Origin of the sequence: Enterobacter sp. Acro-832 (genome assembly GCF_011752745.1) — a bacterium.
Taxonomy (GTDB): Bacteria; Pseudomonadota; Gammaproteobacteria; order Enterobacterales; family Enterobacteriaceae; genus Enterobacter; species Enterobacter quasiroggenkampii.
Window position 1 is genome coordinate 1 of the sequence record NZ_VWWX01000003.1, and the last position, 13,026, is coordinate 13,026.

A 13,026-nucleotide genomic window follows, 5' to 3' on the forward strand; every position below is an offset into this window, starting at 1 on the left:
AATTTGCCTGGCGGCTTTAGCGCGGTGGTCCCACCTGACCCCATGCCGAACTCAGAAGTGAAACGCCGTAGCGCCGATGGTAGTGTGGGGTCTCCCCATGTGAGAGTAGGGAACTGCCAGGCATCAAATTTAGCGTGCTGATATGGCTCAGTTGGTAGAGCGCACCCTTGGTAAGGGTGAGGTCCCCAGTTCGACTCTGGGTATCAGCACCACTTTATACTTAGGTTAAAGTTCGGCAAGAAGTAAAAGAATTTGTCTGGCGGCTTTAGCGCGGTGGTCCCACCTGACCCCATGCCGAACTCAGAAGTGAAACGCCGTAGCGCCGATGGTAGTGTGGGGTCTCCCCATGTGAGAGTAGGGAACTGCCAGACATCAAACAAGTGAAAAGGCCATCCGAAAGGATGGCCTTTTTGCGTTATGATTCTCGTGAAAACGATAGGCCCGGTAAGCGCAGCGCCACCGGGCAAAAACAGCAGATTAATGAATCACCTGCGACAGGAATGCTCGCGTACGTTCTGACTTCGGATGCGCAAAGAACTCATCCGGCGGCGCCTGCTCAACAATCTCCCCACGGTCCATAAAGATCACCCGGTCGGCTACAGTTCGCGCAAAACCCATCTCATGCGTTACACACAGCATGGTCATGCCGGATTGTGCCAACCCAATCATGGTATCCAGAACCTCCTTCACCATTTCCGGATCGAGAGCTGATGTCGGTTCATCAAACAGCATAATTTTCGGTTTCATACACAAAGAACGGGCGATAGCCACACGCTGCTGCTGGCCACCCGATATCTGGCCAGGGAACTTATTCGCATGCTCTGCGATACGTACGCGCTCCAGGTAGTGCATTGCCAGCGCCTCGGCTTCCTTTTTCGGCATCTTCCGTACCCAAATCGGTGCAAGCGTACAGTTCTGCAGAACGGTCAGGTGCGGAAACAGATTAAAGTGCTGAAAGACCATTCCCACTTCCTGACGCACGCGTTCGATATTGCGGATATCTTCATTTAGCTCGATACCATCAACCACGATGCGTCCTTGCTGATGCTCTTCAAGATGGTTAATGCAGCGAATAGTTGTGGATTTCCCGGATCCGGAAGGGCCGCACAGGACAATGCGTTCGCCCTGCTTGACCTTGAGATTAATGTCCTTCAGGACATGAAACTGTCCGTACCATTTGTTCACGTTTTCCAGCGTAATCATCGCGTCGGCGGGTGTCATAGTTATTTGGCTCATATTTTCCTCAGTGCGGTGTACGCCCGGTGTTAAAGCGCTTTTCCAGATGCTGGCTGTAGCGCGACATGCTAAAACAAAAGATCCAGTAGATCAGGGCAGCAAAGACATATCCTTCGGTGGACATGCCCAGCCAGACAGGGTCAACGGTTGCCTGCTGCACGCTGCTAAAGAGATCGAACAATCCGATGATGATCACCAGGCTGGTATCCTTGAAGAGGGCAATGATCGTGTTGACCAGACCCGGGATGACCAGCTTGAGTGCCTGGGGAAGAATGACCAGCCCCTGCGTTTTCCAGTAGCCGAGCGCCAGTGATTCTGCCGCTTCGTACTGGCCTTTAGGCAACGCCTGCAGACCTCCGCGCACAACTTCTGCAACATAGGCGGACTGGAAGAGAATTACCCCGACCAGGGCACGGATCAGTTTGTCGATCGTTGTACCTTCAGCCATAAACAGCGGCAGCATGACCGACGACATAAACAGGACGGTGATAAGCGGTACGCCGCGCCAGAACTCAATGAAGATAACGGAGAGCACGCGGACGATCGGCATTTTTGAACGTCGCCCCAGAGCAAGTAGAATCCCCCACGGCAGAGCACCGGCTATCCCCACTGATGCGATAATCAACGTCAGCGTCAGCCCGCCCCACTGGCGTGTTTCAACGCGTTCCAGCCCCAGAAAACCGCCATACAGCAGCACCCAGACAATAATCGGATAAACCACCGCCCAGACGGCAATATAGCGTCCACGGTGAGGCAGCTTTTTCCAGAACATGACTGCGACAGAGAGCAGGCCGATAACCAGCGCCAGATTAATCCGCCAGCGCTGTTCATGCGGATACAACCCATACATGAACTGACCGAAGCGTTCATGGATAAACACCCAGCAGGCGCCGGCTTTTGTACAGTCTGCCCGGGTTGAACCGACCCAGTTGGCCTGTAAAAACGCCCAGTTCAGCAGGGGAGGAATCAATTCCCACATGAGCCACAGGCAGACAATTGTCAGCAGGCTGTTACTCCAGCTGGAGAACAGATTCTTGCGCGCCCAGAGAATGAAACGTCCACCTGTCGAGTTGGCAGGGCGCGAGGAGTGCGACAGTATCGCTTTTGTCATCATAAATCCTTAGCGCTCGACCAGTGCTATACGATGGTTATAGAGGTTCATCAGCAGTGAAATTACCAGGCTGATGATGAGATAGACAGACATGGTGATGGCGATGGTTTCAATGGCTTGTCCGGTCTGGTTAAGCACGGTTCCGGCGAAGAGTGACACCATATCGGGATAACCAATGGCAGCGGCCAGCGACGAGTTTTTGACAATATTAAGATACTGGCTGGTCAGCGGCGGAATGATGACCCGTAAAGCCTGCGGGATGATGACCTGGCGAAGCGTCACCGTATGGGGTAATCCCAGTGAGCGTGCCGCCTCGTGCTGTCCGTAAGGTACGGCCTGGATCCCGGCACGGATAATCTCGGCAATAAACGCGGACGTATAAATCGACAGCGCCAATGTCAGAGCTGCCAGTTCGGGAATTAATACCATTCCTCCCTGAAAGTTGAAGCCCCGCAGATGGGGAATGTCCCAGTGCAGCGCGGCCCCAAACAGCCAGTGAGCCACCAGTGGCAGGCTAACGAACAGGACGACTGCCGTGGGCCAGGTTCTGCGAAGCTGGCCGGTTTTGATCTGATGCGTGCGGTTAAAGCGGAATATCCCAGTAGTGAGAGCAAGCGCGATCGCAATCGCGCCGATAAAAGCGTACAGACCTTCACCTGGCAGAGGAGAAGGAATGGACAGCCCACGGTTGCTCAGGAAAAAAAGCTCAAACGCGTCGACGGCCTGACGGGGGCCGGGTAGGTTACGCAATACGGCAAAATACCAGAAGAAGATCTGCAGGAGCGGGGGGATATTGCGGAACGTTTCAATATAAATAGTCGACAGCTTCCGCAGGAGCCAGTTTTCAGAAAGACGTGCCAGGCCAATAAAGAAGCCCAGTATCGACGCGAAGACGATACAAAGCGCCGATACCAGCAGCGTATTCAGTAAACCGACCACGAACACGCGTCCATACGTGTCACCTTCCTGGTAATCAATAAGATGCTGAACAATGCCAAACCCCGCGCTGCGATCTAAAAACGCGAAACCGGAGGTAATGCCGCGATTATTCAGGTTGGTGATGGTGTTATGGATGAGATACACGGCGATGAGAACAACCGCAACAATAGCAATAATCTGGAATAGCCAGGCGCGGACCGCGGGATGAGAAAAGGATAGCGATCCTTTTACGGCTGAGCGGCGATGGGACATAAAGAAACCTCAGTAACCATGACTCTGGAGTGGGCACTGCCGGAGCAGTGCCCGTTACAGCTATGACTTAACGTACTGGTGGTGCGTACTGAATACCGCCGTTGTTCCAGAGATTGTTCTGGCCGCGTTTGATCTTCAGCGGGCTTTCCGATCCCACGTTGCGTTCAAAGATCTCAGAGTAGTTGCCCACCTGTTTGATGATGTTGTAGGCCCACTTGTTATCCAGCTTCAGATCCTTGCCGAAATCACCTTCTGTACCCAGCAGGTGTGCCATATCCGGGTTGGATGGTTTAGCCGCTTTCTCATCCACGTTTTTCGAGTTGATGCCCATCTCTTCTGCGTTCAGCATGGCAAACAGCGTCCAGCGAACAATGGAGAACCAGTCTTCATCGCCACGACGTACCACCGGTCCGAGAGGTTCTTTGGAGATCACTTCAGGCAAAACAATCCATTCTGCAGGATTGCTCAGCTTAATGCGTAAGGCATACAGCTGTGACTGGTCAGAGGCCAGCGTGTCGCAACGGCCGGATTCCAGCGCTTTGGCCGACTCATCCGAGCGGTCGAATGTCACTGGCGTGTATTTCATGTTATTTGCTTTGAAATAATCGGCGACGTTCAGCTCGGTATCGGTGCCAGCCTGAATACAAACGGTAGCGCCATCCAGCTCTTTGGCGCTTTTCAGGCCCGCTTTATTGTGGGTCAGGAAGCCGATACCGTCATAATAGGTCACGCCCGTGAATGACATCCCCATCCCTGCGTCGCGGGAGGAAGTCCAGGTGGTATTACGGGAGAGCATGTCAACTTCACCGGACTGCAGCGCCGTAAAGCGTTCTTTCGCCGTCAGCGGGGTATATTTTACTTTGCTGTCATCACCAAAAACGGCGGCAGCAACGCCACGGCAGACGTCCACATCGATACCGGTAAATTTGCCGTTCGCATCGGCATAAGAGAAGCCAGGCAAACCGTCACTGATACCGCATTGAACAAAACCTTTCTTTTTAACGGCATCCAGTGTCGTTCCCGCATGGGCTTGACCGGCTACGGCAAACATCATGCCTGCAGCGGCCAGGCTGGCTATCATCGTCTTTTTCATAATGCATCCTGTGTGGCGAAATTTATCGTTATAGAGGCGTTTTTAAACGCTTTACCTGTCTGTGGCTTTGGCCAACGTTTATAAAGCAAACGTAATGCCAGTTTTGCGTTCGACAAAATAAGAGATGAGTGAACGCTTAATGCTGAGTGTAGACAGGCTTAAATAAAACGAGCGCCCTGAAACGGTGCGAAATTACAACCTGTGCCACAAATTGGAGCAAAAGTTTTGAGTCGCGTCAGGAAAAAGACAAGATAGTTTCTAGCGTGAATATTGGCAGGGTAGTCAATAATATTAATGTGTGAAAATCATCACAATAGAACCGGTAATTTAAATGAGTATACGAAAAAGATGTGACTGGTTTCAGGATGAAATGAACAGCGCGAATAAATACGGGGCTATTTTTTTACTTATTTGAAAATAGTGCACTGATTAAAAGCAAAAGCGCGGCCAGAGCCGCGCTTTCTTAACAACTGTTACTTCGTCAGGGCAACAATACCCAGCGTCAAACCTGCCACTGCGGCAGCACCGCCGGCGATAGCACCCGCATTTTCCCAGTTATCCTGGGTGGTGCCTTTCATGCAGGTATTGGTATGAACCAGTCGGCCCTGGTCGTCGTAAACCGGTACACATGGAGAGTCGTGCGCGCAACCAGCAAGCAGCGCAGCGAGTAGTGCAACGGAAATGAATCTTTTCATGATGTTACCTCAATATTATTTCTCATCCGCTATAAAGCCAGGAGGGCAATTAACGAACTGGAGGTTATTTTACCACCGGGGTAAGTCCGCGTTACACGAGGAATAATCTCAAATTATGTAGTTTGTAAAAATCGTGGAGAAAAGTCGGTTTCAGGACGAATTAATGGAGACATTATGAAGCTGCAAGAGAGTATTTTTACTTAATGCAAATCATCGTATTTTTAACATTAGTTTTGCTTAATGCCTAATTCATTGTTTATGTTAAAAATAAAAAAGGCACGCGAGGTGCCTTTTTAGGGAAATGTTAATCTTTATGGCGGGTAAAGCGTCGACGGACCACCACAAAGAAGACGGGTACGAAGAAAATCGCCAGCAGCGTTGCGGAAAGCATTCCCCCCATCACGCCCGTACCGACGGCGTTTTGCGCACCGCTCCCGGCCCCGGAGCTGATCACCAGCGGCATGACGCCCAGTATAAAGGCCAGAGACGTCATCAGGATTGGTCGAAGGCGCATCCTTGACGCCTCCAGCGTGGCCTCAATGATGCCTTTACCCTCTTTCTCCATCAGGTCCTTAGCAAATTCGACGATCAAAATGGCGTTTTTCGCTGACAGACCAATCGTGGTCAGCAGGCCGACCTGGAAATAGACGTCATTGTTTAACCCTCGTAGCGATGCAGCGAGAAGCGCCCCGATGACCCCCAGCGGCACAACCAGCATGACGGAGAACGGAATGGACCAGCTTTCATAAAGCGCCGCAAGACACAGGAACACCACGATCAGTGAGATGGCGTACAGTGCAGGCGCCTGGTTACCCGAAAGTCGCTCCTGGTAAGACATTCCTGTCCAGTCATAACCGATGCCGGAAGGCAGTTTTGCCGCGAGGCTTTCCATCATAGCCATAGCTTCGCCGGTACTTTTACCCGGTGCTGATTCACCGAGGATCTCCATAGAGGGCATTCCGTTATAGCGCTCCAGACGAGGTGAACCGTAAACCCAGTGAGCGTTGCTAAAGGCTGAGAACGGCACCATTTCCCCGTTCGCACTGCGCACGTAAAGATTGTTAATATCTCCTGGCAACATACGGAATTTTGCATCAGCCTGGACGTAGACCTTTTTCACGCGCCCATGATCGATAAAGTCATTCACATAGGTGCCGCCTAAGGCTGTCGAAATCGTCTGGTTGACGTCAGAAAGACTGATGCCCAGCGCCTGGGCTTTCTCCTGGTCGACGTCCAGCTTGAACTGTGGCGTATCCTCCAGACCGTTAGGACGCACGCGTACCAGCAGGTCGGGGTGCTCTTTCACCATGCCGAGCAGCTGGTTACGCGCCTGCGTCAGCTGGGTATGCCCGAGGTTAGCCTGATCGATCAGTTCAAAGTCGAAGCCCGTGGCGGTACCCAGCTCAATAATGGCAGGCAGGTTAAACGGGAAAACAAGGCCGTCTTTAATCTGACTGAAGGCTTTCGTCGCACGACCCACAATCGCCTCGACCCCATTTTGTGCCCCAGGACGCTCCTCCCAAGGCTTGAGGCTGATGAAGGCAATACCGGAGTTCTGGCCCTGGCCACTAAAGCTAAAGCCGTTTACGGTAAAGACGGATTCAACATTTGCTTTCTCTTTGTTCAGGTAGTAGTCCTGAACCTGGTCGAGAACCTGCTGAGTACGCGTCTGGGTTGCCCCCGCAGGCAGCTGAACCATCGTCATAAACACCCCCTGATCCTCTTCGGGGAGGAAAGAGGTGGGTAAGCGCAGGAAGAGCACCGCCATCCCACCGACAATAATGACGTACACCACCAGATAGCGCCCGGTTTTGCGCAAGATACCGCTCACGCTGTTACTGTAGTGCTCCACGCTCTTATCAAAAAGCGCATTAAACCAGCCGAAGAAACCCCCTTTTTTCTCATGATGATCGGCGGATACGGGCTTAAGCAACGTTGCACAGAGTGCAGGCGTCAGGATTAGCGCAACCAGTACGGACAACGCCATCGCGGAAACGATAGTCAGCGAGAACTGGCGATAGATCGCCCCCGTCGAGCCGCCAAAAAAGGCCATCGGGATAAAGACCGCCGAGAGCACCATGGCGATCCCCACCAGCGCACCCTGAATCTGCCCCATCGACTTCTGCGTGGCCTCTTTAGGCGGCAGCTTGTCCTCGACCATGACGCGTTCAACGTTCTCGACGACCACAATAGCATCATCAACCAGCAGGCCTATCGCCAGCACCATGCCGAACATTGTCAGGGTATTGATGGAGAAACCGAACGCCGCCAGAACCGCGAAGGTACCCAGCAGAACGACCGGAACCGCAATCGTCGGGATGAGCGTTGCCCGCAGATTTTGCAGGAACAGGTACATGACCAGGAAGACGAGAACGATCGCCTCAAACAGGGTCTTCACCACTTCGTGGATGGAGATTTTCACAAACGGCGTGGTGTCATAGGGGTAGACGACTTTGAGCCCTTGCGGGAAGAACGGCTGCAGTTGTGCCAGCTTGCTCTTGATGGCTGCTGCCGTATCCAGCGCATTGGCCCCGGTTGCCAGCTTAATCCCCAGGCCGGTTGCCGCCTGCCCGTTGATTTTTGTCACCATGTTGTAGTTTTCGCCACCCAGCTCAATGCGAGCCACATCCTTCAGATGCACCATCGAGCCGTCCTGGTTCACCTTCAGCGTCACGCGACCGAACTCTTCCGGTGATTTCAGGCGGGTTTGCGCGATGATCGAGGCATTCAGCTGTTGTCCCGGGATGGACGGCGTCCCGCCCAACTGGCCTGCCGCTATCTGGTCGTTTTGCGTTTTCAACTGGTTGATGATATCCAGCGGCGTCAGCTGGTATTTGTTCATCGCATTGCTGTCGAGCCAGATACGCATCGCATACTGGGCGCCAAACAGCTGCACGTCACCGACGCCAGACGTTCGGCTGATGGCATCTTTGACGTTCGAGGCGACATAGTCGGAGATGTCATCCTGCGTCAGGTTTTTGTTGTCTGATACAAAACCGGCAACCAGCAGGAAGCTGCTGCTGGACTTCTCAACGCCAATCCCCTGCTGCTGCACCTCTTGCGGCAGCAGCGGCATGGCGAGCTGCAGCTTGTTCTGCACCTGCACCTGGGCGATGTCCGGATCGGTTCCGGACTCGAAGGTCAGGGTGATCGTGACGTTACCCGCTGAATCGCTGGTGGAGGACATATACATCAGGTTATCGATACCGTTCATGTTCTGTTCGATAACCTGGGTCACGGTATCCTGTACCGTCTGGGCATCTGCTCCCGGGTAGGTCGCGGATATCGCCACGGCGGGAGGTGCAATGGTCGGATACTGTGCGACGGGAAGTTTGAGAATGGCCAGTCCGCCTGCAATCATCAAAATGATGGCAAGTACCCAGGCGAAAACCGGTCTCTGAATAAAGAAATTAGCCATGTCGTCGTCCCTTAACTGGCCGGAGCGGTGGTGGTATCAGGCGTAGCGACGACGGTTACGCCCGGTCTGACCTTCTGTAGTCCGCTGACAATCACGCGGTCACCGTTTTTCAGCCCTTCCGTTACCAGCCAGCGGTCGCCAATCGCCTGTGGCGCAACGACGGTGCGAGACTCAACCTGATTTTTATCGTTCACCACCATAACGGTGGCATCGCCTCGCGGTGTGCGGGTCACACCTTGCTGGGGAACCAGAATCGCATCCGGCTGCGTACCTTCATCAATGCGGGCGCGAACGAACATACCGGGTAACAGCAGATGTTGAGGATTCGGGAAAATGGCGCGCAGGGTAATCGAGCCGGTACTTTCATCCACCGTGACGTCGGAGAACTGCAATGTGCCTTTCAGTGGATAGGGCTGCCCGTTCTCCATCAGTAGCTCAACGCTGCTGGCGGTATCGCCTTTTTGCAGGCTCGTCTGCTTCAGACGCATAAAATCATTACTGGACTGGGTCACATCAACGTAAATCGGATCAAGCTGCTGGACCGTTGCCAGCGCCGCGGTTTGTCCGTTCGTCACGAGCGCGCCTTCCGTCACGCTGGATTTGCCGATGCGGCCATCGACGGGAGACGTCACTTTGGTATAGGCAAGATTGATGCGTGCACTTTCAACGCCCGCTTTGGCGGCGACGACGCTGGCATCTGCCTGCTGGGCCGTGGCGACGGCCTGGTCATACTCTTGCTTGCTGACATACTGTGTGCCGACCAGCGGGAGATAACGTTTCACCGTCAGGTGTGCAATATTGGCCGCCGCCTGGGCCTTCGCCAGCTCGCCTTTCGCGTTATCGTAAGCCGCCTGATAGGTTGCAGGATCAATCTGATAAAGCGAATCCCCGGCTTTTACATCACTGCCTTCCGTGAAGTTGCGGCGCAGGATAATACCGCTAACCTGCGGACGAACCTCTGCCACGCGGAACGCATCAGTTCTGCCCGGGAGTTCAGTGGTGACAGCCAGCGGTGCGCTTTTCACAATATGCACGCTGACCTGGGGGGCCTGCGGATGTTGCGGTTGGTTTTCCTGGCCATCGCATCCTGAGAGCAGTACAGCGCAGACAATGAAACCGGCTAAAGGTAAGCGTCTGAAATGATTCGTCATTACTGGTCCTTTAAATACCCGGAAACCGATATTTGGCGTGAATCGGTAGCAGGGGCAGCGGGATAAAAAATAAAATGTAGCTGCGTATAATAATGAGGGTATTTAATGTTTTTTAATTTATAAGTGCGAATGACAAGGTCTGAGCGGAAAAATCAGAATCAGGCTCGGTTTATTTCTCCGTCATCTTCCGGCAAGCTAATCAGTTAAATAGCGCTTAACATGATTTAATTATTCATGTTGTGAATTTAAACTTAAATATGTATTTAGCTAAGCTATAAATTAAGAAGATTGACTTTTTTTGTGCAAAATTAAAACGGAATTTGGTGAATACTTTCTTTCTCCTGACCCCTGTGTTACGTATAAATCTTGTGAGTAGCGAGTAGTTGTCTATGGCGCGTAAAAAGAAAGAAGAAGCTCAACAAACCCGGCAGCAGCTGATTGAGGCGGCTATCGGGCAGTTTGCGACGCGTGGCGTAGCCAACACGACGCTGACGGACATCGCGGATGCCGCAAAGGTTACACGCGGTGCCATTTACTGGCACTTCACCAGTAAAGCCGAAATATTTAATGCCATCTGGGAGCAGCAATTACCGCTTCGCGACATTATTCGCGACCGGCTTTCCCTTTCCGAAGGTGATGATCCATTGTTAATACTTCGTGAGCAATTTATTACTGCGCTGCAGTATATTGCGCGTGAGCCCCGACAATGTGCCATTTTACAAATTCTGTATCACAAATGTGAATTTAGCAGCGATATGATTTCTGAGAGTGAGATCAGAAAACGGATTGGGTTCAATTATGACACGCTGCGTGCCACGCTGGAGGCCTGTATTTCACGTAACATCATTTCGCCAAAGGTAAATGTTGATCTGACCCTGATCATATTCCACGGTTTTTTTAGCGGAATCATTAAAAACTGGTTAATGAATAACGACAGTTTCAATCTTTTTCAGCAGGCTCCCGCCCTGGTCGATAGCATTCTGGCGACACTGCCTGTCATTCGCGTATCGCCTCATGATGATGCTTACAGCTCAGCGCCCGGTAACATTTCCCCTCGCGCGCAAAGTGCCTCAATGGTTTGCGCGCTGACGGGTTTACCTAACAGATAACCCTGAAGGGTGTTGCAACCCAGCTCGGTTAAAAAGGCTTGCTGTGCTTCGGTTTCTACACCTTCAGCCACGACTTTCAGGTTGAGTGTTTTGGCGAGGGCCACAATCGCTGAGACAATGGTGGCATCCTCGCTTTCCCCGCTTAGCTCTTTCACGAACGCCCTGTCGATTTTCAATTCACAGGCCGGTAAGCGCTTGAGGTACAGCAGGCTCGAATATCCGGTACCAAAATCATCAATGGAGGCCTTTACGCCCGCTTCTGTCAGCTCTGTCAGCACCCGTACACTTTCATCCGGGTTGCTCATTGCCGTGGTTTCCGTCACTTCCAGGATCAACATTTCTGGTGGCACATGATGAAGTGCCAGGCAGTTGAGAACCGTGTTGACCAGCGAAGGCTGTTCAAACTGCAGCGTCGACAGGTTTACCGCCATTGACCAGCTTTGATGTCCCTGAAGATGCCATTCACGCAGCTGGCGACAGGCTTCATTAATTACCCAGTTGCCGATAGGGATAATCAGCCCCGTTTTCTCCGCCAGCGGCAGGAAAAGGTCCGGGGTCAGTAATCCCTGCTTAGGATGCTGCCAGCGCAATAACGCCTCAAATCCAAGGATTGGACCGGCGGGAGCGTGAAATTTTGGCTGGTACAGCAGGCGTAGCTCATTGCGATCGATCGCCATCCACAGATCGTTCATCAACTGAAGATGGGTCTGCGCCAGTGTATTCATCGAGGGCTGGAAAAAGTGGTAACCGTTCCGGCCCATGTGCTTGGTATGGTACATCGCCGCGTCGGCGTTAAACATGAGCTCACGTTCGGTTTTGCCGTCGTGAGGATACAGCGCGATCCCGATGCTGAGGGTCACCACCAGTTCATAGTGGTCGAGGTTGAACGGGCTATCGATCGCGCGCACCAGCGAATTCGCCAGCGATGCCGCATCGTCCGGGCCTTCTCCCTCGGCCAGCAGAACAAACTCATCACCGCCGATACGTGCCAGGGTGAACTGGCCCTTCAGGAGATGCAGCAGACGCTCCGTAACGGCAATCAGCAGCTTGTCACCGACATCATGGCCGTAAGCGTCATTGATGGCTTTAAAACCGTCGAGATCCATGAACATCAGGGCGAAATGGGTCCCTTCACGATCGGCTTTGCTGATGGCCTGATCGAGTCGATCTTCCAGCAGGATACGGTTGGGCAGACGCGTCAGGGTATCGTGCAGGGCCAGTTGTGCGAGTTCCCGGTTAGCTTCTGCAAGCGACGAGGCCAGAAGGGCGGTACGTGCCTGAAGGCGGGCATCCAGCATCGATACCAGCAGGGTAATCCCAAGAATAGAGAGCGCGACGACGCTCACCAGCACCGCCAGCCAGCTCCCGTTGATACCCTCATGGTGAACCATTGTGGACATCGGAAACTGTGCGGCTTTCATCCCGGCGTAGTGCATCCCGGCAATGGCAATGCCCATGGTGATGGCGGCACCCGTGCGCATCAGCACGACCTGAGCGGCATCGTGACGCAGGCGGAAGGTCAGCCATAATGCAGCGAGTGAAGCGGCAAGCGCAATGGCGACCGAAATGGCCACCCAGACCTTGTCCCAGATAATCCCGGGCATCACCTCCAGCGCAGCCATGCCGGTGTAATGCATGGCAACAATACCGCTGCCCATCACCAGCGCACCGGGCAGCAGACGGCGCAAGCGTAACCGATCGCAGCTAACGAGCCAGAGCGCAAACAGTGACGACCCCACGGCGATGACCATCGATAACACCGTCAGGGTGGCGTTGTAGCTCATGCTCATGGAGAGGTCCATTGCCAGCATGCCGATAAAATGCATGGCCCACACGCCTATGCCCATTGCAATACCGCCGCCAGCCAGCCAGACGCGGGCAGCGACGCCCTGACTCCCGGCGACACGTGCCGCCATATTCAGTGCGGTATATGCGGCAAGAATGGCAACAACAAAGGAGAGGACAACAAGGATATGGTTGTATTGGCTGACCAGCATGGACGGTTCTACTCGAGTGTGAGGT

Annotated in this window: 9 protein-coding genes, 1 tRNA gene and 2 rRNA genes; 4 read left to right on the forward strand and 8 right to left on the reverse strand. The window is 53.2% G+C overall.

What is annotated here, in order from left to right:
* Nucleotides 1-6 precede the first annotated feature (6 nt).
* The 3 genes from rrf (F3J31_RS11300) (at nt 7) to rrf (F3J31_RS11310) (ending at nt 371) form a co-directional block, all read left to right on the forward strand.
* Nucleotides 7-122, forward strand: a 5S ribosomal RNA gene (rrf, locus tag F3J31_RS11300).
* A 14-nt stretch (nt 123-136) separates the two neighbouring features.
* Nucleotides 137-212: transfer RNA gene (locus F3J31_RS11305), tRNA-Thr, on the forward strand.
* Nucleotides 213-255: 43 nt separating this feature from the next.
* Nucleotides 256-371: ribosomal RNA gene (rrf, locus tag F3J31_RS11310) — 5S ribosomal RNA — on the forward strand.
* Nucleotides 372-477: 106 nt separating this feature from the next.
* Here the strand turns inward: rrf (F3J31_RS11310) and F3J31_RS11315 are convergent.
* The 7 genes from F3J31_RS11315 to F3J31_RS11345 all read right to left on the reverse strand — a co-directional run bounded on the left by F3J31_RS11315 (nt 478) and on the right by F3J31_RS11345 (nt 9,895).
* Nucleotides 478-1,236 (reverse strand): amino acid ABC transporter ATP-binding protein, encoded by a 759-nt coding sequence (locus F3J31_RS11315; RefSeq protein WP_014171880.1) that lies wholly within the window; start codon nt 1,234-1,236, stop codon nt 478-480.
* A 7-nt stretch (nt 1,237-1,243) separates the two neighbouring features.
* Complete coding sequence (locus F3J31_RS11320) at nt 1,244-2,347, reverse strand: amino acid ABC transporter permease (protein ID WP_023309439.1); 1,104 nt, start codon at nt 2,345-2,347, stop codon at nt 1,244-1,246.
* Nucleotides 2,348-2,356: 9 nt separating this feature from the next.
* Complete coding sequence (locus tag F3J31_RS11325) at nt 2,357-3,538, reverse strand: amino acid ABC transporter permease (protein ID WP_167213192.1); 1,182 nt, start codon at nt 3,536-3,538, stop codon at nt 2,357-2,359.
* Between the two features lie 67 nt (nt 3,539-3,605).
* Entirely contained in the window at nt 3,606-4,631 is a 1,026-nt protein-coding gene (locus F3J31_RS11330) for an amino acid ABC transporter substrate-binding protein (RefSeq protein WP_047071242.1), read from the reverse strand.
* 473 nt (nt 4,632-5,104) lie between these two features.
* Entirely contained in the window at nt 5,105-5,326 is a 222-nt protein-coding gene (locus tag F3J31_RS11335; protein WP_167213195.1) for a lipoprotein, read from the reverse strand.
* A gap of 304 nt (nt 5,327-5,630) precedes the next feature.
* Nucleotides 5,631-8,744, reverse strand: a complete 3,114-nt coding sequence (locus F3J31_RS11340; protein ID WP_048028789.1) for an efflux RND transporter permease subunit — start codon at nt 8,742-8,744, stop codon at nt 5,631-5,633.
* 11 nt (nt 8,745-8,755) lie between these two features.
* A complete protein-coding gene (locus F3J31_RS11345; protein WP_069719890.1) occupies nt 8,756-9,895 on the reverse strand; it encodes an efflux RND transporter periplasmic adaptor subunit in 1,140 nt (379 codons plus the stop codon).
* A gap of 389 nt (nt 9,896-10,284) precedes the next feature.
* Here F3J31_RS11345 and envR point away from each other — a divergent pair, with 389 nt between their 5' ends.
* On the forward strand, nt 10,285-11,004 hold the full coding sequence (envR, locus tag F3J31_RS11350) for an acrEF/envCD operon transcriptional regulator (protein WP_167213198.1): 720 nt from the start codon (nt 10,285-10,287) through the stop codon (nt 11,002-11,004).
* On the opposite strand, the gene F3J31_RS11355 is transcribed toward envR, so the two are convergent.
* Nucleotides 10,920-13,001, reverse strand: coding sequence for a bifunctional diguanylate cyclase/phosphodiesterase (locus F3J31_RS11355; protein ID WP_045910142.1), 2,082 nt, complete (start codon nt 12,999-13,001; stop codon nt 10,920-10,922). The two genes, envR and F3J31_RS11355, sit on opposite strands and share 85 nt — an antisense overlap.
* Nucleotides 13,002-13,026: the final 25 nt, after the last annotated feature.